We start from the raw sequence: 23,220 nt of genomic DNA, 5'->3' as shown, positions 1-23,220 counted from the left end.
GCGCATGGAAAAAGAGGGTGGCTATGCCGAAGGTCGTGGACCACGAGGAGCGGCGCGGGCGGTTGGCCGAGGCGGTGTGGTCGCTCGCCGTCCGCGGTGGCCTGGAAGGGGTGACGCTGCGCGGGGTCGCGGCGGAGGCCGGCGTGTCGATGGGGCAGGTGCAGCACTACTTCCCGACCATGGAGGCGTTGCTGCGGGACGCGCTGGACCGGTGCGTGCGCGCGATGAACGCCCGCATCGAGCGGACCATCGCGGAGATCGACGGCGTCGGGCCGGAGCGGGTGCTGCGCGAGTGCCTGCACGCCCTGCTCCGGGGCGACGAGGAGAGCACCCGCCTGCTGCGGTTCTCGGTGGCCGTGCTGGGACGTGCCGTCGCCGACCCGTCCATGGCCCGCGTGCTGGCGCCGGGTGACGACGGGTTGATCACGTTCACCGCCGACCTGATCGCGGCGGCCCGGCGTGGTCCGGGGCGTGACGACCGGGTGGACGCCGACGTCCTGTGGGCGCTCGCCGTCAGCCTGGGCGTCGACATCGCGATCGGGCACCGCACGCCGGAGGCGGCGCGGGTGGTGCTGGACCACCAGCTCGACCGGGTGCTCGCGGGCTGAACACCGGTGGGGGGTATGGTGTACCCAATACCCATAGGGGGTATCTGTGACGTGGGAGGTTCCACCATGTGCGGCTGCCACTCGGACGCCGGTCCCGTCGAGCGGTCGGTGACCGGGCTCGACTTCGTCGTCACCGGGATGAGCTGCGGCTCGTGCGCGACCAAGGTGACCGAAGCGGTGCGCGGCGTGCCCGGCGTCACCGACGTCGAGGTGGACGTGGCCACCGGTCGGCTCACCGTCGCGGGCGACGTCCGGGACGCCGACGTCACCGCCGCCGTGTCCGGCGCGGGCTACGCCACCACCCGGTCCTGACCCGGTCCCGGTCGGCGGACCCGCGGGCCCGCCGACCGGGTCGGCTCACCGCGTCAGCAGCGCGCGCAGCGCCCGCACCACCTCGGCCGGTGACTCCTCGGCCATGAAGTGCCCGACCGACACCGTCTCGTGCACCAGGTCGTCGGCCCACGCCCGCCAGCGGCCCGCCGCGTCGAAGCCCAGCGCCGTGCCCCAGTCCTGTTGCAGCACGGTCACCGGCATGGTCAGCTTCCGGCCCGCCGCACGGTCCGCCTCGTCGTGCGCCACGTCCACCGTCGCCGACGCGCGGTAGTCCGCGACGATCGACGGGATCGCCGCCCGCGACGCCGCCAGGTAGGCGTCCCGCACGTCCGCCAGCGCCGCCGGGTCACGCGTCCACACGTCCAGGAAGTGCCCGAAGAACGCGTCCGGCGCGCCCGCGATGAGCTGTTCCGGCAGGTCCGCCTCCTGCGCCATCAGGTACAGGTGGTAGCCGACAGCGGCGGAGAGCCCGCTCATCACCTCCCACGAGTCGAGCGTGGGCAGCACGTCCAGCGCCGCCAGGTGGGTGATCGCCTCCGGGTGGTCCAGGCCCGCGCGGATCGCGACCAGCGCGCCCCGGTCGTGCCCGGCGAGCGCGAACCGCTCGAAGCCGAACGCCCGTGCCAACGCCACCACGTCGGCCGCCATCACGCGCTTCGCGTAGCCGTCGGCCGGCTTGTCGCTGTCGCCGTAGCCACGCAGGTCGGGGCAGATGACCGTGTGGTCGGCGGCCAGGTCGGCGGCCACGTGCCGCCACATCAGGTGGGTCTGGGGGAAGCCGTGCAGCAGCACGACCGGGCTGCCCGAGCCGCCCACCGCCACGTTCAGCGCGACGCCGTCGGCGACGGTGACGCGCTGCCGGTCGAATCCCGTGATCATGTCCTGACACCTTTCGTCGAGTGCTCCCCGAGCGTGGCCGCCGCCGGTCAGCAACCGGTCAGCGTCCGCTGAGCAGGTCTTTTCCCGGGGTTAGGCTGGTGACGTGGCGGTGGAGTTCGGCGTGCTCGGCCCGCTTTCGGCCGACCGCCCGGACGGCCCGGTCGACCTCAGGGGGCCGCGGCACCGGGCGGTGCTGGCGCGCCTGCTGGTGGCCGGTGGCCGCGTCGTGCCGGTCACCCGCCTGGTGGACGACCTGTGGACAGACCCGCCGGAGGGCGCGGTCGGCGCGATCCAGAGCTTCGTGTTCACCCTGCGCCGCGCGCTGGAACCGGACCGGCCCGCCCGCACGCCACCGCGGCTGCTGGTGACCGCCGCGCCCGGCTACGCGCTGCGGACCGACGACGTGGACGCGGTGCGGTTCGAGGCGGCCCTGCGCGCGGCGGACGACCCCGACCCGGCGGTGGCGCTGGCCGCGGCGGACGCGGCGCTGGCGTTGTGGCGCGGTCCGGCGTACGCGGAGTTCGCCGACCAGCCGTGGGCGCGGGGCGAGGCGGCGCGGCTGGACGAGCTGCGCCTGCTGGCGGTGGAGCGGCGGGTGGCGGCGGTGCTGGCGCTGGGCCGCCCGGCGGAGGCGGTCGCCGACCTGGAGGCCCACCTGGCGGGATCGCCGTGGCGGGAGGGCGCGTGGCGGCTGCTGGCGCTCGCGCTCTACCGGTCGGGTCGGCAGGCGGACGCGCTGGCCGCGTTGCGGCGGGCCCGGCGGTCGCTGGCCGAGGAGCTGGGCGTCGACCCGGGTCCCGAGCTACGCAGGCTGGAGGCCGACATCCTCGACCACGCGCCGCACCTGCTGCCCGCGCCGACCGCGACCCGGCCCTTCTTCGGGCGGGCCGCCGAGGTCGACCGGCTGCTGGGCGCGGCGGCGGACGTCGCGGCGCGGCGGCGGGTCGGGCTCGCCCTGGTGTCCGGTGACGCGGGCGCGGGCAAGACGGCGTTGGCCGAGGAGGTCGCGGCGCGGCTGCGCTGGACCACCGCGTGGCGGCGCAACCAGGAGCACGGCGGTCCCGCCGAACCGCCGCCGGTCGTCGGGCCGGGTCCGGTGCTGCTGGTCGTGGACGACCTGCACTGGGCGGGCGAGGACGTGTTGACGTGGTTGACGTCCCTGCTCGCCACGCCGCCGGGCACGCCGGTGCTGGTGGTCGGCACGTACCGGACCGCGGAGGTGTCCGCCGCGCTGCGCGAGGCACTGGGCCGGTTCGCCCGCGCCGAGCCCGTCCGGGTGTACCTGGGCGGGCTGCCGGAAGCCGACGTGGTGCGCCTGGTCCGGGTGACCGCGGACCGCGCCGTGGACGACGCCACCGCCCGCGCCGTGCACCGCCGCAGCGGCGGCAACCCGTTCTTCGCCCGGGAACTGGCCCGCCTGCTGGACACCGAGGGCGTCGCCGCGCTGACGGCCGTGCCGGAGAACGTGCGGGACGTGATCCGGCGGCGCGAGGCGGCGTTGTCCCCGGAGCACCGGCGGGTGCTGCGGCAGGCGGCGGTGCTCGGGCGGGACGTCGACCTGGACCTGCTGGTGGCGGTCGCGGGTGACGAGGCGGCCGTGCTGGACGCCGTGGAGTCGGCGCAGCTGCTGGGTTTCGTGACCGAGCGCGGGCCGGACGAGGTGCGGTTCGCCCACGACCTGGTCCGGGACACCCTGTACGCGGACACCCCGGCGGCCCGGCGGGCCCGCTGGCACACCGCCGCGGCCGAGGAGGTCGAGCGCACGCGGCCCACGGAGGTGGAGGTGATCGCGCACCACCACGTGCGGGCGGAAAGCCGTGCCACGGCGGGGAAAGCGGCGTACTACGCGCGCATGGCGGCGGAACGGGCCGAACGGCGGTTCGCACCGCACGAGGCGTTGCGCTGGTGGCGAGCCGCCGTCGCCGCCCACGACCGCGCCGGCGGTGAGGCGCGAGCGGAACTGGAAACGGCGCAGGACTCGCCCGGTGGTGATGCGCGGGCGGGGGTGCGGGGCTCGCCCGGTGGTGATGCGCGGGCGGGGCTCGCGGGGCCTGAGTCGGTGTCGGGGCCGGGCTCGTCCGGCGGCGACGTGCGGGCGCGGCTCGCGGCGGTGACGGGTCTGGTGCGGGCGCTCGCCGTGACCGGCGACCTGGCGGGCGCGCGTCGGTACCGCGCCGAGGCGCTGCGCGCCGCCGAGCGGCTGGGCGACCCGGCGCTGACCGCCGCCGTCGTGGGTGCGTTCGACGTGCCCGCCAACTGGCCCGGCAACGACGACCAGGAGCTGGCGGACCACGTGGTCGCGGTCGCCGAGCGCACCCTCGGCGCGCTGGAACCCGATCAGCGCGCCACGCGGGCCCGGCTGCTCGGCGTGATCGCGCTGGAGACCCGGGGCGCGGTGTCACCCCGGGCCGCCGAGGCGGCGCGGGAGGCGGAGGCGATCGCGCGTGAGCTGGACGACCCGGCGCTGCTCGCGTTCGCCCTCAACGGCCGGTTCATGCAGTCGTTCGACCGGGCCGGGCGCGCGCCGGACCGCGTGCGCATCGGGCACGAACTGCTCGCCGTGGCGCAGGAGCACGGCCTGGTGGCGTTCGAGGTGCTGGGCAGGCTCGTGCTGCTCCAGGCCCACTCGGCGCTCGCGGAGCTGGGCGCGGCCGACCGCCACGCCGAGGCCGTGGACCGGCTCGCCGCCCACCACGAACTGCCGCTGGTCGGCGTGTTCACCGAGTGGTACGCCGCGCTCCGGCTGGCGGTGGCGGGCGAGGACGCCGAACCCGCCTACCGCGCCGCCGCGGCCCGGCTGGGCGGTGCCGGCATGGCCGGGCTGGAGGCGGGCATCCTGCCGTTCGCCCTGCTGTGCCAACGGGTCCAGTCCGGTCGACCGGTGGAACCCGCCGGTGACTGGGGACCGTACCTGCCGTGGGCACGCGCGGTGGAGCTGCTCGCCGCCGGGCGGCCGGACGAGGCGCGCGCGGCGGTGCGCGAGTCGCCACGCGACCTGCTGTACGAGGCGCGGACGTGCCTGACGGCGACCGTCGCGCTGGCGGCGGGCGACCGGGACCTGATGCGGCACGTCTACGCCGGGCTGCTGCCCGCCGCCGGTGAACTCGCCGGTGCCGGGAGCGGGTTGCTCACGCTCGGACCGGTGGCCGGTTACCTCGGCCGGCTGGCGGTCGCGCTGGACCTGCCGGACGCCGCCGAGGCGCATTTCCGCCGGGCGCGGGAGGTGGCGCGCAAAGCGGGTGCGCCGCACTGGGAGAACTGAGCCGGAACACGCGCGCGGGAATCGCGGAGGCGGTTCGCCCCCGCGACCCGGTCGCGGCGCGTCACCTGGGTGTGTAGGTCAGGCAGTTCGCGGCGTGATCGCCCGCACCGGGGCCGACCCGCACGTCGGAAGCCGTGCACTCCAGTTCCGCGTTGTGCACGCAGTCGGTGCGCGAACACGCGCCCACCTGGGCCACGACCTTGGACAACCCGCCCTTGCGGGACAGCGGGATGAACGTGCCGCAATCCGCCGTCCCGTCCACGCCGCTCACCGTGATGGCGAACGCGTGGCAGCCGTCGTGGTTGTACGAACAGCCCGTGACCGTGCACTCGCTGACCGCGGGCATTTCGGTGGTGGTCATCATCGCTCCTCATGCCGGTTCGGTGTGTCTGCCGGTTTGGTGTGTCGAACGTGCCACTGGTATTCCATGGTCGCAACAGCGGAAAACATTAGGTAAGCCTAACCACGGTCATTCTTCGATATCGCATTCGGCATTTACCGGTGATTTCCGCGTGCCCGGCGCGGGCGGGCGCGGCGCGACACGCCACCACGCGCTGGTCGATCACGTGGCGGTTGGCCGGCATCGTGTCCGGGTACACACGTTCGAAGGTCGCTCGATCGGGGCACTGTCGGGATGGGAGCAGTGGTGGAGGAGCGCACCGTCGCGGGCCGGTACCGCCTCACGGACCGGATCGGCGCGGGTGGCATGGGTGTCGTGTGGCGGGCCGAGGACACCCGGCTGCGCCGGGTCGTCGCCCTCAAGGAACTGTTGACCCGGAACGGTTTCGACGCCGACGTGGCCAAGCGGGCGGTGCGCGAGGGTCGCATCGCGGCCCGGCTCCAGCACCCGAACGTGATCGCGTTGTACGACGTGGTCGAGGACCACGACCGACCGTGGCTGGTCATGGAGTACCTGCCGTCCCGCAGCCTCGCGAGCATCCTCGACGAGCGCGGCGCGCTGGAGCACGAGGAGGTGCGGCGCATCGGGCGGCAGCTCGCGGCGGGCCTCGCGTCCGCCCACGCCGCGGGCGTCGTGCACCGCGACGTGAAACCCGGCAACGTCCTGGTGACCGAGTTCGGCACGGTGAAGGTCACCGACTTCGGCACCTCGCGGGTCGCGGGGGAGGGCACGCTCACCGGCTCCGGGCTGCTCGTCGGGACGCCCGCGTACCTCGCGCCGGAAGTCGCGCGTGGTGGTGAGATCGGCTTCCCGGCGGACGTCTTCGGCGTCGGCGCGACCCTCTACGCGGCCCTGGAGGGAGCACCGCCGTTCGGCCTGGACAGCAACCCCATCGTGCTGCTGCACCGCGCCGCCGGCGGCGAGTACCCGGAACCGGCCAACGCGGGCCCGCTGACGCCCGTGCTGGCACGCCTGCTCGACCCGGACCCGGCCGCCCGACCGACGATGGACGAGGCCGCGCGGATGCTCGCGGAGGGCTCCGCCGACCCGGCCACGGTCCTGGCGGAAGCCCTGCCCGCCGTCGCCGCGACCCGCGTCGTCCGACCGGCGCCGGTCGCCGAGCCCGAGGTCGCCGAGCCGGAGACCGGCGAACCCGAGGTCACCGAGCCCGAGGTCACCGAGCCCGAGGCCACCGAGCCCGAGGCCACCGAGTCCGAGCCGCCGGCCGCCGCGGAGCCCGTACCGGTGGTCGAACCCGTCGCGCCGGAACCGCCGGTCCGGGCCGTCGAGGTCCCGCCGGTCGCGCAACCCGTCGTGCCGGGCGGTGACGAGGAGGCGTTCAAGCGCCGGAGACTGGCGTTAGCCGCGGTCGCGCTGGTGGCCGTGGTGGCGGTCGTGGTCGCCGTGCTGGTCAACCGGCGCACGGAGGACACGGCCGGGCAGAACACCGGCAGCGCCACCACCACCGCCGAGACGACGTCCGAGCAGAGCCCACCCGCCGAGCCGCCCGCCACACCGCCGCAGGAGCCCACCAGCACCACCGGCACCACGACCACCACCACGACCACCACACCGGTCCCGGAACCGGTCGGCCCGGATCGCGCGCTGGTCGACTACTACGCCCTGCTGCCGGGCGACACGCAGGCCGCCTACGCCCGGCTGACCGACGGCTTCAAGGCCGTCCGCGCGCCCACCTTCGCCGACTTCCAGCGGTATTGGGGCGCGAAGCAGGGCGTGCGGGTGAGCGAGGTCAGCGCGGACGGGGAGGTGGTCACGGCGACCATCACCTCCATCGAGCGCAACGGTTCGCCGATCACCGAACGGCACCGGTACCGGATGGTCCGGGCGGGCGACGGGTGGATGATCGACCGGCAGGACGCCGTCGGCTGACCTGCCCCTCGGTCGCATCCTCCCGCATGGTGGGAACCGGACCCGTGCCGGAGCCGGTAGAAGTTGATCTTTCGCTATGCTGGGGGCCTAGGGCGAGAGGCGCTGCGACGGATCCCCGATCCGCCACGCTCGCCCCGGGACTCTCCGGACACAAGGGCGCCTTCCATTCGACGAGTGGAGGTGTCCGGATGTCTTCTCCCACCAGGACCGCGGAGCTGCGCGCGCTCATGGACCAGCGGGTCGCCGTGCTGGACGGCGCGTGGGGCACGATGCTCCAGACCGCCGGCCTCACCCCCGCCGACTACCGGGCCGACTTCCTGGCGGGTCACGAGCGGGACGTGACCGGTGACCCGGACCTGCTCAACCTCACCCGCCCGGACGTCATCCTGGACGTCCACCGGCAGTACCTGGCGGCGGGCGCGGACATCACCACCACCAACACCTTCACCGCCACCTCCATCGGCCAGGCCGACTACGGGCTGGAGCACCTCGTCCGCGACATGAACGTGCGTGCCGCGCGGCTCGCCCGGGAGGCGGCCGACGAGTTCGGCGGCCGGTTCGTCGCGGGCTCGGTCGGCCCGCTGAACGTGACCCTGTCGCTGTCGCCCCGCGTCGACGAGCCGGCGTACCGCGCGGTCACCTTCGACCAGGTCAAGGCGACCTACGCGGAGCAGATCGCGGCGCTCGCCGAGGGCGGCGTCGACCTGCTGCTGATCGAGACCGTCTTCGACACGCTCAACGCGAAGGCCGCCGTCGCCGCCGCCCGCGAGGTCGCGCCGCACCTGCCGCTGTGGATCTCGGTCACCATCGTGGACCTGAGCGGCCGGACCCTGTCCGGGCAGACCGTCGAGGCGTTCTGGCGCTCCATCGAGCACGCCGAGCCGCTGGTGGTCGGCGTCAACTGCGCGCTGGGCGCGGCCGAGGCGCGCCCGCACGTCGCGGAGCTGGCGCGGATCGCGGGCGCGTACACCGCCGCCCACCCCAACGCGGGCCTGCCCAACGCGTTCGGCGGCTACGACGAGACCCCGGACCAGACGGCCGGGCTGCTCACCGAGTTCGCCACGGCCGGCCTGGTGAACATCGTCGGCGGGTGCTGCGGCACGACGCCCGCGCACATCGCCCGGATCGCCGAGGCGGTCAAGGACCTGCGACCCGGCCGGGAGCCCGCGGGTCTCGCCCGCACCACGTCGTTCAGCGGCCTGGAGCCGTTCTCCATCGGCGCGGACACCGGGTTCGTGATGATCGGCGAGCGCACCAACGTGACCGGCTCCAAGAAGTTCCGCCGGCTGATCGAGGCGGACGACCACCAGGGCGCGGTGGACGTGGCGCTGGACCAGGTGCGCGGCGGCGCGAACCTGCTGGACGTCAACATGGACGCCGACCTGCTCGACAGCGAGGAGGCGATGACGACCTTCCTCAACCTCATCGCCACCGAGCCGGAGATCGCCCGCATCCCGATCATGATCGACAGCTCCCGGTGGAGCGTGCTCGAAGCCGGCCTGAAGTGCGTGCAGGGCAAGGGCGTCGTCAACTCCATCAGCCTCAAGGAGGGCGAGGAGCCGTTCCTGGCGCAGGCACGCGCGATCCGCGACTACGGCGCGGGCGTGGTCGTCATGGCGTTCGACGAGCAGGGCCAGGCCGACACCACCGAGCGCAAGGTCGAGATCTGCGGGCGCGCCTACGACCTGCTGGTGAACGAGGTCGGCTTCCCGCCCGAGGACATCATCTTCGACCCAAACGTGCTGGCCGTCGCCACCGGCATCGCCGAGCACGACGGCTACGCCAAGGCGTTCATCGACGCCCTGCCGCTGATCAAGCAGCGCTGTCCGGGCGCGCGCACCAGCGGCGGCATCTCCAACCTGTCGTTCTCCTTCCGCGGCAACGACGTCATCCGCGAGGCCATGCACTCGGCGTTCCTGCTGCACGCGGTGCGCGCCGGCCTGGACATGGGCATCGTGAACGCGGGCCAGCTCGCGGTGTACGAGGACATCCCGGCCGACCTGCTGGAACTGGTCGAGGACGTGCTGTTCAACCGGCGACCCGACGCGACGGACCGCCTCGTCGCGCACGCCGAGACGGTGAAGGGCTCCACCACCAAGCGGGTCGCGGACCTGTCGTGGCGCGAGGCCCCGGTGGAGCAGCGGCTGTCGCACGCGCTGGTGCACGGCATCGTGGACTTCATCGAGGAGGACACCGAGGAGGCGCGGCAGCGCGCCACCCGTCCGCTGGAGGTCATCGAGGGACCGCTGATGGACGGCATGAAGGTGGTCGGCGACCTGTTCGGCGCGGGCAAGATGTTCCTGCCGCAGGTGGTCAAGAGCGCACGCGTGATGAAGCGCTCGGTGGCCTACCTGGAGCCGTTCATGGAGGCGGAGAAGGAGCAGGCCCGCAAGGAGGGCAGGCTCGACACATCGCGCGGTCCCGGCAAGATCGTCATGGCCACGGTGAAGGGCGACGTCCACGACATCGGCAAGAACATCGTCGGCGTGGTGCTGGGCTGCAACAACTACGAGGTGATCGACCTCGGCGTGATGGTGCCGTCGTCGGTCATCATCGACACGGCCGTGAACGAGGGCGCGGACGCCATCGGGCTGTCCGGCCTGATCACGCCGTCGCTGGACGAGATGGTCACGGTCGCCTCCGACATGCAGCGCCGCGGCGTGAAGCTGCCGCTGCTGATCGGCGGCGCGACCACGTCCCGCCAGCACACCGCCGTCCGCGTCGCGCCCGCCTACGAAGGCACCACGGTGCACGTGGCGGACGCGTCCCGGGTGGTCGGCGTGGTGTCCGAGCTGCTGGACAAGGACCGCGTCGGCGCGCTGGCCGAGCGCAACCGCGCCGAGCAGGAGCGCCTGCGGCAGCAGCACGAGGACCGCCGCCGGGTGGCCCTGCTGACCCTGGAGCAGGCGCGGGCCAACCGGGAGGAGGTCGACTTCGGCGACCTGCCGACGCCCGACTTCACCGGTGTCCGGGTGATCGAGCCGGACCTGGCCACGTTGCGCGAGATGATCGACTGGCAGTTCTTCTTCCTGGCCTGGGAGGTCAAGGGGAAGTACCCGGCGATCCTGGACGAGCCGGTGGCGCGCGAGCTGTTCGACGACGGCAACGCGTTGCTGGACGAGATCATCGCGACCGGCGCGTTCCGGGCGCGTGGCGTGCTCGGCTTCTGGCCGGCCCGGTCCGAGGGCGACGACATCGTGCTGTCGGCCGACGGCGAGGTGCGGTTCCCGATGCTGCGCCAGCAGACCGCCAAGCCGGACAGCAGGCAGAACCGGAGCCTGGCCGACTACGTGGCGCCGGAGGGCGACCACCTGGGCGGTTTCGCGGTGGCCGTGCACGGCGCGGACGAGGTGGCCGCCAAGTACGAGGCGGAGCACGACGACTACCGGGCCATCATGACCAAGGCGCTGGCGGACCGGCTGGCCGAGGCGTTCGCCGAGCACATCCACCTCGAAGCGCGGCGGGCCTGGTTCGAGCCGGACGTGGAGCCGGTGCTGGAGGACCTGCACGCCGAGCGCTTCCGCGGCATCCGCCCCGCGATGGGTTACCCGGCCAGCCCCGACCACAGCCTGAAGCGGGAGCTGTTCGACCTGCTCGGGGCGAAGGAAGCGGGTCTGGACCTGACCGAGTCGTTCGCGATGACCCCGGCCGCGGCGGTCAGCGGCCTGATCTTCGCCAACCCGGCGTCGCGGTACTTCACCGTGGGCCGCATCGGGCGGGACCAGGTGGAGGACTACGCGCGGCGGCGTGGCATCCCGGTCGAGCAGGTGGAGCGCTGGCTGCGGCCGAACCTGGCGTACGACGTCGACTGACGCGGGCGCCCCGGTGGCGGGGCGCCCGTGCGCGGTCAGCCGGCCTCGCCCGCCACCAGCGCGGTGAGCCGCCGGTCGGCGGCCCGTTCCACCAGGATCGGGGCGAAGGCGGCGATGCGCGCGTCCGCGAGGCGGTCGGACTCCTCGCGGCGCAGGCGGCGCACCACGTCGGCGGGCACGGTCGGGTAGCGGTCGATCAGGCGGGCGTCGACCACGGCCAGGTGGCCGTCCATCCCGTCAGCGGCTAAGTCGTCGGTGGTGGTCATCGGTGCGCCTCCAGAGCGGTGAACGACATCCAGCGGATTGCCCTCCATCGTGAACCCCCGAAGAACTGCGGACAAACGATCAGTGCGGACAACGGGGTCCGATGATCGGGAGTAACGGACATTCGGGGCGTACCACGCGGCTTGCTCGTCTTGCTCGTCCACAGTGGACGGTCGTACGCCGGTCGTCCACCTGGTGGAACGGGCGCGTCGACCGCCGGGTCGCTGGAAGAATCCGGCAGGGGTCGGCGCGCGGACCGGTGCGTGCCGTCGGACGCTGGAGGCTGTCGTGCCGCTGCCCGGGGAACCACTGCGGAAGTTGGGCTTTCTCACCATCGGCCTGTTCGACGGCGACGAGCCGCGGCGTGGCCACGAGTCCACGTTGGACATCATCCGGCTCGGCGAGGACCTGGGCTTCGACAGCGCGTGGGTCCGCCACCGCCACCTCCAGTACGGCATCTCGTCGCCGGTCGCCGTGCTGGCCGCCGCCACCCAGCGCACCAACCGGATCGAACTCGGCACCGCCGTGATACCGCTGGGCTGGGAGAACCCGCTGCGGCTCGCGGAGGACCTGGCCACGGTGGACGTGCTGGCGGGCGGCAGGCTCAACCCCGGGGTCAGCGCCGGCCCGCCCCTGCACTTCGACCGGGTCAAGGACGCGCTGTACCCGGACACCGCCGACGTGGAGAACCTCGGCCACGACCGCGTGGCACGCCTGCTCGGGTTCCTGCGTGGCGAGCCCGCGTCCGCCTTCAGCGGCACCGAGGGCATCGAGGTGTACTCCGACCGGGTCCAGCCGCACGCGAAGGGGCTGGCCGATCGCGTGTGGTACGGCGCGGGCAGCCTGAAGTCCGCCTCGTGGGCGGGTGCGCACGGCATGAACCTCCTCACCAGCAACGTGGTGAAGGCCGAGGAGTCGGAGGACTTCGCGGAGATCCAGTCGTCCCTGGTCCGCGCGTTCCGGGCACACCACCCGGCGGGCCGCGCCTCGCAGGGGCTGGTGGTGATCCCGACCGACTCCGCGACCGCCGGGCAGCGCGCGAAGTACGTCGAGTACGCCGCGCGCCGGACCCCGCGCACGGCCGTGCCGCACGGCCCGGCGCGGCTGATGTACGCGCCGGACCTGGTCGGCACGTCCGCGGAGATCGCCGAACTCCTCCACGCCCACCCCGGTTTCCACGAGGTGGGCGAGGTGGTGTTCGCGCTGCCGTTCACCTTCGACCACGCCGACTACGTGCAGATCCTGACCGACATCGCCACGCGGCTCGGCCCGGCGCTCGGCTGGCGGCCGGCGGGGTGAGCCGCGTGGCGGTCAGGCCGCGTTCACCAGGTGCTCGACCATGCGGCGCACCGTGGTGGGGTCGTTGAAGAACGCCGTGTGCCCGTAACCGGGCCACACGAGGTGTTGTGCGCCCCGGATCTGGCGGACCAGGCCGTCACCCCACACGCGGGGTGTGGACGGGTCGTGCTCACCGCTCACCACGAGGACGTTCCGCGCGCCGTGCACGCGCAACGGACCCCACGGGTTCGCCGCGCGGATGGGCCACCCGGCGCACCCGGCCTGGATGTCCCACGCCTCGACCATGCCCCGCGTCGTCGGCGCGAGCCGCCGGGCTTCACGCTCCCGCGCGGCCAGGTCGCCGAACCCGCGCACGTCGCTGGGGAAGTCGTGGCAGCCGATCACCCGGTAGGCGGCCTGGGCTTCGGCCGGTGCGGCGAACACGGCCGCGTCCGGCTGCTCCGCCGTGGCGTCCCGCAGCGCCTCGGCGAGCCGCGGCCACATGCGCGTCAGGTAGAGCATGGAGTAGACGCCGTAGCCGATCTGCTCGGTGGTCACGCCCTCCGGGTGGTCGCGGGCCGGGATGTTGCCCCGGTCGGCGCGGGCCAGCAGGTCCCGGTACCCGGCCTCGACGTCGCGGCCGTGCAGGGCGCACGACGCCGTTTCGCCGCACCACCGCGCGAACTGCCGGAACACCTGCTCGGTGGTGACGGCCTCGTCGGTCGCCATCCGGCGGGAGCCGACGGTGTGGTCCACCGCGCCGTCCAGCACCGCCGCGCGCACGCGGTGCGGGAACAACTGCGCGTACGTGCCGCCGAGCAGCGTGCCGTACGACAGGCCGAGCCAGCTGATCCGGCTCTCGCCGAGCGCCGCCCGCACGGCGTCGAAGTCCTTGGCGGCGCTGATGGTGTCCACGTGGTCGACCAGCGGTCCGGTCGCCCGGCGGCACGCGTCCGCCACCCGCCGGTTGTGGTCGACCAGCCGCTGGAACTCCAGCGGGTGGTCGGGGCGCTGCGTGACCGCCGGGTCGAACGTGGGCACGGGGCACGTGATCGCGGGCCTGCTCGCGCCGACGCCGCGGGGGTCGACGCCCACGATGTCGAACCGGTCCCGCAACTCCGGTGCGAACGCTTGCACGGCGTAGTCCCGGACCAGCGGCACGCCCTCGCCACCGGGCCCGCCCGGGTTGACGAACAGCACGCCGATCCGCCGTGCCGGGTCGGCGGCCCGCAACCGCGACACGGCCAGCGTGATCCGGTCACCGCCGGGCCGTGCCCAGTCCAGCGGCGCGCTGACGGTGGCGCACTCCGCGCCCAACTCGCCGCACGGGGTCCAGTCGACCGCGGTGGTCGCCCACGCCGTGGCGGGTGCCGCCAGCGCGGCGACCACGGCCACGGCCAGTGCTCTCCTCATGTCGTCCCCTCTCGTCGTGGGGTGATCATGGGGTGACGCCGCGTGCGCGGTCGTCGGTCGTCGGGATGACGCGGGCTCATCCTCGGGGGTCAGGCGCGTGGGCGCCAGCGCTTCCACACGGCGATCGCCTCGGCGCGGGTCTTGCCGTCCCAGATCAGCGACACGTCGATCGTCAGCTGCGCCTCGGTGGCCTCCTTGACCGAGGCCAGCAGCTCCACCGGCTCGTGCAGCGGCGACGGGCGCAGGTAGCGGACGTCGAGGCCGGCGGTGACGTGGGACAGCGCCGCGTCGCCGAGGGGTTCCCAGCCGCGGCGGTCGGCCTCCAGCATCACGGCGGCGGCGCTGTGGCAGTCGAGCACGGTGCAGATGATGCCGCCGTTGAGGTAGCCGAGGCCGTTGTTGTGCGCGGGCCACGGGGTGAACGTGGCCGTCACCGTGCCGTCCTCGGCGGGGTAGCTGCGCAGCTTCAGCCCATCGGGGTTGCCGTGGCCGCAGCCGAAGCACGGGAGGTCCGGGTAGAGGCGTTCCTGGATGCTGGTCACCGCACCACACTATGCCCAGGTCCGGTGTGGACAGCCGGATGTGCGGAACGCGTGGAGCACGCGGTGCGCCGAAACTTTCAGGAAGGCTCCCTGAAAGTTAGCGGCGGGGGATCTTTCAGGCAGGCTCCCTGAAAGTTAGCTGCGGGTGGATCTATCAGGCAGGTTCCCTGATAGATAGCGCCGTTCACGGGCTGCGCCCGATCGGGTGCGACCGGTAAACCGTACAGCGTCACGTGCTAGTGTGACGTGTACCGCCCCGCGCCGGGTGGAGCCGTCCCGCGGGCGCGTCGATCGCACCGGCCCCTTGGAGGAAGTCCGCCCATGTTCAAACGGATGCTCAGCGCCTTCGGCGTCGGCGGCCCGTCCGTCGACACCGTGCTCGACTCGCCCCACGCCGTGCCCGGCCAGGTGGTCACCGGCCAGGTCCGCATCCAGGGCGGCAGCGCCGAGGCGCACATCGACCGGATCGTGCTGTCGCTGGTGACCCGCGTCGAGGTCGAGCGCGGCGACCACGAGTTCAACGGCACGGCCGAGTTCCTGCGCTTCGAGGTCGCGCAGGGCGTGCGGGTCGCGCCCAACCAGCCGGTGGCGGTGCCGTTCCAGCTCCCGGTGCCGTGGGAGACCCCGATCACCGCGGTCGGCGGGCACCAGCTGCCCGGCATGACCGTGGGCGTGCGCACGGAGCTGGTGATCGCGGGCGCGCCGGACAAGGGCGACCTGGACCCGCTGGTCGTGTCGCCGCTGCCCGCGCAGGACCGCGTGCTGGAGGCGTTCGGGCAGCTGGGCTTCCAGTTCCGCAGCGCCGACGTGGAGGCGGGCCGCATCCAGGGCGTCGCGCAGGAACTGGGTTTCTACCAGGAGATCGAGTTCTTCCCGCCGCCCGCCTACGCCGGTGCGCTGAACCAGGTCGAGCTGACCTTCGTGACCAACCCGCACGAGCTGGTGGTGGTCCTGGAGGCCGACAAGCGCGGCGGCCTGTTCCGGTCGGGCGGTGACTCGTTCGGCCGGTTCCACGTGTCGCAGCAGGACGCGCTGCACACCGACTGGGCGAGTGCGATCGGCCAGTGGCTGGACCAGGTCGCGCAACGGGGCGGCCAGGCGTTCGGCAACCCGGCGTTCGGCAATCCCGCTTTCGGTCAGCCCCAGCACGGTTACGACCAGCACGGCCACCACGGCTACGACCAGCACGGCCACCGCCGGGGTCCCGGCATCGGCGGCGTGGTCGCGGGTGCGGCGGCCGGTGTGGTCGGCGGCATGATCCTGGGCGAGGTCGTGGAAGAGGTCTTTGAGGACGACGGCGGCGACTTCGCGTTCGAGGAGTGATCACGAGCGGGGCCGGGCACAAATGAGTTCCCCCCGGCCCCGCTCGTGATCCATCATCGGCTGGTGGAGCGGGAACAGGCCGTCGTGGTGATCACCGGCATCCAGGCGGCGGGGAAGTCGACGATCGCGCAGTTGCTGGCCGAACGCCTGCCGCGCTCGGCACACGTGCGGGGCGACGTGTTCCGGCGGATGGTGGTCGACGGGCGCGAGGAGATGGGGCCGGAGCCGACACCGGAGGCGGTGCGGCAGCTGCGCCTGCGACACGACCTCGCGGCGGCCACCGCGGACGCTTACTTCGCGGCTGGGTTCACGGCCGTGCTCCAGGACGTGATCCTCGGTGAGCACCTGCCGGAGACCGTGCGGCGCATCCAGAGCCGGCCACTGCTGGTGGTGGTCCTCGCGCCGCGCCCGGAGGCGATCGCGGAGCGCGAGGCGGAACGCGCGAAGCACGCCTACGACGAGTGGACGGTGACCACGCTGGACCGCGTGCTGCGCGACGAGACTCCCCGCCTGGGCCTGTGGCTGGACACCAGCGACCAGACCCCGGAAGAAACCGTCACCGAACTCCTGGACCGCGCCTGGGCGGAAGCGAGGGTGAACTGACTTCCGAGCCACCCGGCCACCTCTGCCCGACCGGAATCAGGTTGGTCGGTGGTGGCGGGAGCGGCACAGTGGGTGCATGTTGCTCCGTGCCGCTCGGCCTGGTGAAGCTGCCGCCCTCAGCGCGCTCGCGTTGCGCTCGAAAGCCCACTGGGGCTACGACGCGGCCTTCCTGGAAGCGTGCCGAGCGGAGTTGACGCTTCGGCCCGACGACCTCACCGCGCAGCGAGCGACCGCGGCGCAGGTCGGGGACCGCGTGGTCGGGTTCTACACCCTCGCGGGCCAAGCGCCTGGAGGTGAACTCACCTGCCTCTTCGTCGAACCCGACCACATCGGCACCGGCGTGGGGCGTCGGTTGTGGCAGCACGCCGTGGACACCGCCCGTGCTCTGAACTTCCAGCGCTTCACCCTCGACGCCGACCCCTTCGCCGAGGACTTCTACCGGAAGATGGGGGCGGTTCGGATCGGCTTCGAACCCTCGGGCTCGATCCCCGGCCGGGTGTTGCCGCGGATGGTCTACCGCCTCCGTTGACCACGTCAACGCGCCGAGGACCGGAAGGTTCGGCGGTAGGCGCCGGGCGTGGTGCCCAACGCGTTGAGGAAGCGTCGGCGGAGGTTGGTGGCCGACGACAGGCCGACGCGGCGGGCGATCGCGTCCAACGGGAGGTCCGTCGTCTCCAACAGCTCCTGCGCGGTGGTGATGCGCCGGGTCAACAGCCACTGCCCGGGGCTTGTGCCCAACTGCTCGGTGAACCGCCGGGTCAGCGTCCGGGGCGACACGCCTTCACGCGAAGCCATGGTGTGCAGGGTTATCCGGTCGCCCAGGCGTTCCGCCACCCACTCCAGCAACGGGGCCAGCGTGCCGTCTATCTGCGTGGCGTGCGGCGGGGCGGCGTACTGCAACTGCCCGCCCTCGCGGTGTGGTGGCATCACCATGGTCCGTGCGATGTGCGCGGCGTACTGAGCACCCTGATCCCGCCGCACGAGGTGGATGCACAGGTCGATCCCCGTCCCCGCCCCGGCACTGGTGGCGACGTCACCGTGGTCCACGTACAGCACGTTCGGATCGACCTGGACTTCGGGGAAGCGCGCGGCCAGTTCGTCGGCCATCGCCCAGTGGGTCGTCGCACGCCGTCCGTTCAACAGACCCGCGTGCGCCAACGCGAACGCACCGGAGCAGATGCTCACCACCCGCGCTCCCCGCGCGTGCGCGCGCCGCAGGGCTCGGACGACGGCGGGCGAAGGCGGTTCCGCGTGGGGTAACCAGCCGGGAACCAGAACGGTGTCCGCCCGGTCCAGCGCCGCCAACCCTTCCGTGACGAGCATGTCGTAACCGGCGTGCGTGGCGACCGGCCCGGGGTGCTCGGTGCACACGCCGAACGAGTACCGCGTCGGCAGCCCCGGCCGCTCGATGCCGAAGACCTGGGCGGCGGAGGCGAGTTCGAACGTGGACTGCGGCGGGCGGATGAGTGCCGCTACTCGGTGCATGGCCGGAAAGTACCGCAGGGTGTCTTTTCTGACACTCGGGTCGGCGACGGCGGGGTGCCAGGCTGATCACCATGGCGTCAGAACAGCACGAGCTTGCCTACACGTGGACCACCGTCCGGGAAACCCCGGTGCGCGAACTCTTCCCGGGCATCCGCCTGCGCACGCTCTGGCACGGCGACAACGGTGCCAAAGCCTGCTTCCTGGAGATGGACGCGAACACCCGCTGGGAGGGGGTCGACGTCCACGAACCGGGCCCCGAGGAGGTGTTCGTGGTCTCGGGCACCTTCAACGACGGCGAACGGGACTACCCGGCCGGTTCCTTCATCCACGCCGCCGCGGGCACGACCCACGTCCCGCAGTCGACAACGGGTTGCACGCTCTTCCTCTTCTACCCGGAAGGTTGAGTCCACACCGGACAGTCGAGCGCCGGCGGGTCGGGTGGGTGACCCGCCGGCGCCGCCGTCACGCGCTTCGCCTGCGTCGGGCGAACACGACCGCCGCCGCGCCGGCCGCCAGCAGCACCAGGGCGCCGATCGACATCCACAGCACGTTGCTCACACCGGTCTGCGCGAGGGAACCGTCCTCACCGGACGACGAACCGGCCGAGCCGCCGACGGGCAGCGCGCCGGACGTGGTCGTGGTGGTCGCACCGGGCGACGGGACGACCGTGCTCGACTCCGGACCCGTCGTCGGGACGGAGTCGGTCGTGGTGGTCACCGGGCTGTCCGTTGTGGACGGACTGGTGGACGTGGTCGGCGTGGTCTCGCCGCCGCAGTTCGCGTGGACCTCGCCGAGCCGCACGTCCAGCACGCGGCCGGTGTAGGCGCCGAACTCGGCGGAGATGGCGATGTTCAGCCACGCGCTCGCGGCACCGCTGGGGCCCCGCTCCGCCGGGTCCTCGTGCCGCTCCACCGTGACGGTCAGCTTGCCCTCGCCAAGCTCGGACATGTCGTAGTCCGCGCCGTGCACCGGCACGACGGTCTCGCCGAGCCCGACCCGCTTGCCGGCGACGGTGATCGCGTCGCTGTCGGAACGGTTGTAGGCGAACGCGCTCGGGGAGCCGGGCGGCCGCACGCACTCGGCGTGCGAGTCGAACGACGCGACGTTGAGCAGCGACCGGCCGTTGTACGGGATGTCCAGGTCGGTCACCTGCGCCTGCGCCCAATCCCTGGCCGCGGACGATTCCGTGCGGGTGGTCTTGGTGGCGATGGTGATGCGGTCCAGGACGCCGTCCGGGTCGCTGAAGTCGCCACCGTCCAAGCCGAACCCGGGGCTGGACGCCCCGCCGTAGACGCCGTGGTAGGCGGTGAGCCCGAGCGCGGGCACGTTGTCGACGGTGAGCCGGACGAGCGTCGCCCGGGTCTCCCCGCCTTCGGCCGCGGCGATGCCCGGCGTGACGACGGCCGGGACGACGAGGGCCGCCGCGACGGCGGCGAGCAGGGTCGTGCCCGCCGCAGAGCTGATCTTTGGTCTAGACAAATTCTGCACGAGGCACATATACCGTCCGAACGAGTGAAATCTCTACTCCGTCCGGGTTGTGATTTGGTTACTCTGCGAGCCGCAGTTGACGGCGACGACCTGGCGGTTGCGGTGCGCGACCAGGGCCTGACGGCCGGCGAGATCGGGAAGCGTTGTTGGCCGCGGACATCACCTTTGCGGGTGATGTTCGGGCCGGGCAGGCAATTCTCGCGTCACGGTGGTCCGGCGGCGACGACGCGGCAGCCGGTCCACCTGGTGGGAACAGGTCGGAACGCGGCGCGGCCGGTCGGCTGCGCGGAGTGGCGTGATCTACTCCGGGTGAGCGACCAAGACCGGAGGTTCTCCGTGCCCCACCTCGAAATCCGCACCGGCGTCAACCCCGACGAGCCGGACGCGCCCGTGCTCGTCCTCGTGGTCGACCCGGCCGGCACACCCGGTGAGCGGGCCGTCGCCAAGCTCGGCGACTACTGCTACGAGGGCGACGAGGTGCTGTACCTGTCGCGCACGGACGGCTGGGTCGAGCACCACCTCGACGGCGACCGGCTCGCGGTCGACATCGCCGTGCACCCCTCGGCCCTCAAGCAGGTGGGCGTCGACCCGACGCCCTTCACCGGGCGGTCGGCGGTCGATCCCGAGGTGGCGCTGGTGGTGCGGGTCGAAGGTGTCGTGGACCCGGAGCGCCACGCGCAAATCGCCGGCACCGTCCTGTACGCGCTCGAACCGGGCGAGCGGCCCGACGGGGGCGAGCACTGGCCGATCCTGCTCGCGCCCCCGCCGGGCGTGGACGACTAGGTCCGCGCACTAACGGCAGTGGCGGGCCGGGCCCTCGCGCGTGACGAGGCTCGTGCCGCCCGCGGTGCCGTCCAACCACACCACGCGCCTGCCGCGGTCGGCCGCGAACGCGTCCTGGTCGCCCCGGTTGCACGACACGCGCTGCGGCGTGCCGCCCCACAGCGGGACCTGGTGCAGCTTCGGCAGACCCGCGTTCGTGCCGGACTGCCCGACGCGCGAGCTGAACGTCAGCCAGGACTCACTGGCGTCGAGCGCGGGGAACATCGGCGCGTCCGGGCTGTCCTCGGCGACGACGGCACGCACGTCGCGCCCGTCGTGCCCGGCGGCCATGACCGCTGAACGGCCGTCGATCCCGGTGTCCTGGATCCACGCCACGGCGCCCGCCGACAACACCACGTCCTTGACGAACACCGAACCGGTCGGCGCGGGCAGCACCGTCTTCGCGCCGGTCCTCAGGTTCTCGACGACGGCGTTGTAGTACCAACCCGTCTCGTCACGCCGGATCTGCGTGTACGACAGCAGGTGCCCGCGCAGGAACGGCCGGTTGCCCTGCACGCCGACCTCCGGCGTCAGGTTCCGGGCCGGTGCGTCACCGACGCGCACCCACACGTCGGTCTCCAACGCGCCCTTGAAGTCGAAGTTCTGCCACGCCACGGTGTTGCCGGACACCACGGGCACGGACAGGTCGGCGGTCGTGCCGCCGTCGGCGACCACGCGCACCGGGCCGCCGTCGAGCGTGCGCGCCAGGACGCGGCTGCCGGCGCTGGACCGGTTGGCCCACACGGCGGACACGCCGTCGGTGTTCGGCTGGGCGTTGCCGCTGCCATCCTTTGTGGACACGCGGATCGGGGTGCCCGCGCGGTCCGTGCGACCGGTGTACACCTCGGGGAGCTGCTGCCCGGTCTCGTCGGACAGGGTCGCCACCCAACGGCCGCCCGCGGCGGACGGCATCGCCGCCGTGTTCGCGACGCGCTCGACCAGCGTGGTGCTGTCCACGCCGAGCTTCCGCTCCCAGCCGGGCACGATCCCGTGGTCGTCGAACGCCTTCGCGATCGCCCGCTGCTGCGTGGCGGTGAGCTTCAACGCCGCCGCCGCGCCGAGCACGGCCGTGCGCCCGTCGACGAACGTGTCGAGCGGCGTCATGAACTCGGTGAGCGCCGTGTAGACCACCTTGTCCGCCAACGCCGGGTCGATCCGCTCGCGGATGTCCCACAGCGCGCCGCCGAAGATGGTGCTGTTCAGGTGCACGCCGCCGTTGTCGGTGCGGTTCGTGACGCCCAGGTAGTCGCGGACGGTGGTGCGGCCGTCGTTGAGGTCGCGGATCGCGCACTCCGCGCCCGGCTTGGTGCGGCACAGGTCCTCGCCGAGCAGGCCCGCGGCCGGGTCGGTCATCGGCGTGCCGGACACGGTCACGTCGATGGCGTTGCCGAGGTAGTCGGAGACGGCCTCGTTGAGCGCGCCGGACTGGCCCAGGTACACCAGGCCCGCGGTGTGCTCGGTGATGCCGTGGGTCATCTCGTGCCCGACCACGTCGAGGTCGGCCGACAGCGGGAGCTGCTCGCCGGTGGCCCAGCCGTAGACCATCTTCGTGCCGTCCCAGAACGCGTTCAGGAACGGCCGGCCGCGGTTGGTGACGCCCGCGACGGACACGCTGTGCCCACCCGCGCCGTCGATCCCGTCGCGGCCGAGGCGCTGCCGGTAGAACTCGTACACCTGGCCCGCGGCCCAGTGGGCGTCCACGCCGCCCGCCTCGGCGACGGGCCCGTCGAACCGGGTGCCGTCCGAGGTGAACAGCTTCGCGTCGGACGGCAGCTCGCCCAGGAAGTCGTAGTAGTCGCGCTTCTCCGCGTCGTAGGTGACGATCTCGCCGCCGGTGACCGGGAACATGGCCCGGCTGCGGTCGCGCAGCTCGAACTTCCCGTCCGCCCGCTGGTAGGCGGCCAGCTCGCGGGTCTTGCCCGCGGCCGTGACGCCCTCGGCGGTCACCGGGCCGCCCTCGGCGTGCTGGATGTTGTCGTACTCGAGCGCGACGGCGCCGGTGTGCGCGTTGACGTACACCTCGCGCCGCAGCGGCTCGCCCGCGGGCACGTGCTCGCCGCGCAAGGTGACGTGCCAGGCCAGCACGCCCGTGCCGGACGGCAGCACGACCAGGCCGTGCCGGTCGGTCTTCGCCCGCGACCGGCTCTGGGGGTCGAGCGCGGCGAGCGCGCCGAGCACGGCCCGGTCCTCGGTGACGGTGGGCGTGGTGTCGACGGTGAGGCCACGCGCGGTCCGGTCGGTGGTGGCCGCGACGGTCCGCTTCGCCGCCGGGCCGTCGAGGTGGACGAGGGTCTGCGCGCCGAACACCGGCACGCCCCGGTGCAGCTGCCCGAACCGGACGGTGGACCGGTCGCCGGAGTCCGTGGCGGACAGCGGTGTCAGGTCGCCCGCCGCGGCGGCGCGGGCCAGGGTCAGGTCGTCGGTGGCCGCCGACGCGCTGCCCGGTAACAGCACGGCGGCGACGGCGGCGAGCACCGCCGCCCCCGCGAGTGGTTTCCGCATGTGGTTCCTCCTCGCCCGTGCGCCGGCAGGGATGCGGGCACGGTTCGAGGATCATGGTCGTCTCGGGGAGTGGTCCGGACCATAGTGGTGATCCTTCAACAGTTGGCAGTTCGCACCCGATCAGCCGCCCGGAGTGGGCCGCGTGCCCGACCGCGTCACCGGGTCGGCCCAACGCGGCACGCCGATGACCCCCTCGCCCGGACCGGTGAACCGCGAACGCCGCGCCGATCCACGGGAGTCCGGCCGGCGGCGGGGAAACCGGCCCAGGTGGCAGCGCCGGCGTTGCGAAGATGATCGTCCTGTGTGGACTTGGCTA

19 protein-coding genes are annotated in these 23,220 nt (G+C 73.1%); 11 read left to right on the top strand and 8 right to left on the bottom strand.

What is annotated here, in order from left to right:
- Window positions 1-23 precede the first annotated feature (23 nt).
- Window positions 24-608, top strand: a complete 585-nt coding sequence (locus KZQ38_RS06575; protein ID WP_257900948.1) for a TetR/AcrR family transcriptional regulator — start codon at window positions 24-26, stop codon at window positions 606-608.
- A gap of 51 nt (window positions 609-659) precedes the next feature.
- Entirely contained in the window at window positions 660-920 is a 261-nt protein-coding gene (locus KZQ38_RS06570; RefSeq protein ID WP_308258273.1) for a heavy-metal-associated domain-containing protein, read from the top strand.
- A gap of 45 nt (window positions 921-965) precedes the next feature.
- Here the strand turns inward: KZQ38_RS06570 and KZQ38_RS06565 are convergent, their stop codons facing one another.
- Entirely contained in the window at window positions 966-1,820 is an 855-nt protein-coding gene (locus tag KZQ38_RS06565; RefSeq protein ID WP_219439619.1) for an alpha/beta fold hydrolase, read from the bottom strand.
- A 109-nt stretch (window positions 1,821-1,929) separates the two neighbouring features.
- On the opposite strand from KZQ38_RS06565, the gene KZQ38_RS06560 reads away from it, so the two are divergent.
- Window positions 1,930-5,082 (top strand): ATP-binding protein, encoded by a 3,153-nt coding sequence (locus KZQ38_RS06560; protein WP_219440363.1) that lies wholly within the window; start codon window positions 1,930-1,932, stop codon window positions 5,080-5,082.
- 61 nt (window positions 5,083-5,143) lie between these two features.
- Here the strand turns inward: KZQ38_RS06560 and KZQ38_RS06555 are convergent, their stop codons facing one another.
- On the bottom strand, window positions 5,144-5,443 hold the full coding sequence (locus KZQ38_RS06555) for a DUF1540 domain-containing protein (protein WP_219439617.1): 300 nt from the start codon (window positions 5,441-5,443) through the stop codon (window positions 5,144-5,146).
- Window positions 5,444-5,716: 273 nt separating this feature from the next.
- Here KZQ38_RS06555 and KZQ38_RS06550 point away from each other — a divergent pair, with 273 nt between their 5' ends.
- Both KZQ38_RS06550 and metH read left to right on the top strand, forming a co-directional pair.
- Window positions 5,717-7,372: a serine/threonine-protein kinase gene (locus KZQ38_RS06550; protein ID WP_219439615.1), complete on the top strand. Its 1,656-nt coding sequence runs from the start codon at window positions 5,717-5,719 to the stop codon at window positions 7,370-7,372.
- Window positions 7,373-7,560: 188 nt separating this feature from the next.
- Entirely contained in the window at window positions 7,561-11,184 is a 3,624-nt protein-coding gene (metH, locus tag KZQ38_RS06545; RefSeq protein WP_219439613.1) for a methionine synthase, read from the top strand.
- A 35-nt stretch (window positions 11,185-11,219) separates the two neighbouring features.
- Here metH and KZQ38_RS06540 read toward each other — a convergent pair whose 3' ends face one another.
- Window positions 11,220-11,450: a three-helix bundle dimerization domain-containing protein gene (locus tag KZQ38_RS06540; RefSeq protein ID WP_219439611.1), complete on the bottom strand. Its 231-nt coding sequence runs from the start codon at window positions 11,448-11,450 to the stop codon at window positions 11,220-11,222.
- Window positions 11,451-11,736: 286 nt separating this feature from the next.
- Between KZQ38_RS06540 and KZQ38_RS06535 the strand changes: the two genes are divergently transcribed.
- Window positions 11,737-12,747 carry an LLM class flavin-dependent oxidoreductase gene (locus tag KZQ38_RS06535; protein ID WP_219439609.1) on the top strand — a complete coding sequence of 337 codons (1,011 nt, stop codon included), beginning with the start codon at window positions 11,737-11,739 and terminating at the stop codon, window positions 12,745-12,747.
- Window positions 12,748-12,759: 12 nt separating this feature from the next.
- Here the strand turns inward: KZQ38_RS06535 and KZQ38_RS06530 are convergent, their stop codons facing one another.
- Window positions 12,760-14,139, bottom strand: coding sequence for an alpha/beta fold hydrolase (locus KZQ38_RS06530; RefSeq protein WP_219439608.1), 1,380 nt, complete (start codon window positions 14,137-14,139; stop codon window positions 12,760-12,762).
- A gap of 89 nt (window positions 14,140-14,228) precedes the next feature.
- Entirely contained in the window at window positions 14,229-14,681 is a 453-nt protein-coding gene (locus KZQ38_RS06525) for a PaaI family thioesterase (RefSeq protein WP_219439606.1), read from the bottom strand.
- 321 nt (window positions 14,682-15,002) lie between these two features.
- Here KZQ38_RS06525 and KZQ38_RS06520 point away from each other — a divergent pair, with 321 nt between their 5' ends.
- The 3 genes from KZQ38_RS06520 to KZQ38_RS06510 all read left to right on the top strand — a co-directional run bounded on the left by KZQ38_RS06520 (window position 15,003) and on the right by KZQ38_RS06510 (window position 17,136).
- Window positions 15,003-16,004, top strand: coding sequence for a sporulation protein (locus KZQ38_RS06520; protein WP_219439604.1), 1,002 nt, complete (start codon window positions 15,003-15,005; stop codon window positions 16,002-16,004).
- A 63-nt stretch (window positions 16,005-16,067) separates the two neighbouring features.
- Window positions 16,068-16,607, top strand: a complete 540-nt coding sequence (locus KZQ38_RS06515) for an AAA family ATPase (RefSeq protein ID WP_308258272.1) — start codon at window positions 16,068-16,070, stop codon at window positions 16,605-16,607.
- A gap of 76 nt (window positions 16,608-16,683) precedes the next feature.
- The gene (locus tag KZQ38_RS06510; RefSeq protein ID WP_219439602.1) at window positions 16,684-17,136 is read left to right on the top strand and encodes a GNAT family N-acetyltransferase; all 453 of its coding nucleotides are present in this window, start codon (window positions 16,684-16,686) and stop codon (window positions 17,134-17,136) included.
- A 5-nt stretch (window positions 17,137-17,141) separates the two neighbouring features.
- On the opposite strand, the gene KZQ38_RS06505 is transcribed toward KZQ38_RS06510, so the two are convergent.
- Entirely contained in the window at window positions 17,142-18,092 is a 951-nt protein-coding gene (locus tag KZQ38_RS06505) for a GlxA family transcriptional regulator (RefSeq protein WP_219439600.1), read from the bottom strand.
- Between the two features lie 71 nt (window positions 18,093-18,163).
- Here KZQ38_RS06505 and KZQ38_RS06500 point away from each other — a divergent pair, with 71 nt between their 5' ends.
- Window positions 18,164-18,496 (top strand): cupin domain-containing protein, encoded by a 333-nt coding sequence (locus KZQ38_RS06500; protein ID WP_219439598.1) that lies wholly within the window; start codon window positions 18,164-18,166, stop codon window positions 18,494-18,496.
- Window positions 18,497-18,554: 58 nt separating this feature from the next.
- Here KZQ38_RS06500 and KZQ38_RS06495 read toward each other — a convergent pair whose 3' ends face one another.
- A complete protein-coding gene (locus KZQ38_RS06495) occupies window positions 18,555-19,571 on the bottom strand; it encodes an LPXTG cell wall anchor domain-containing protein (protein ID WP_219439596.1) in 1,017 nt (338 codons plus the stop codon).
- A 318-nt stretch (window positions 19,572-19,889) separates the two neighbouring features.
- Here KZQ38_RS06495 and KZQ38_RS06490 point away from each other — a divergent pair, with 318 nt between their 5' ends.
- On the top strand, window positions 19,890-20,363 hold the full coding sequence (locus KZQ38_RS06490; RefSeq protein ID WP_257900947.1) for a hypothetical protein: 474 nt from the start codon (window positions 19,890-19,892) through the stop codon (window positions 20,361-20,363).
- 9 nt (window positions 20,364-20,372) lie between these two features.
- On the opposite strand, the gene KZQ38_RS06485 is transcribed toward KZQ38_RS06490, so the two are convergent.
- Complete coding sequence (locus KZQ38_RS06485; RefSeq protein ID WP_219439594.1) at window positions 20,373-22,904, bottom strand: M4 family metallopeptidase; 2,532 nt, start codon at window positions 22,902-22,904, stop codon at window positions 20,373-20,375.
- Between the last annotated feature and the right edge of the window lie 316 nt (window positions 22,905-23,220).

The organism is Saccharothrix obliqua, from assembly GCF_019375475.1.
GTDB lineage: Bacteria > Actinomycetota > Actinomycetes > Mycobacteriales > Pseudonocardiaceae > Actinosynnema > Actinosynnema obliqua.
Note: the sequence above shows the minus strand (reverse complement) of the source record. Positions and strands in the feature narration are given on the sequence as shown.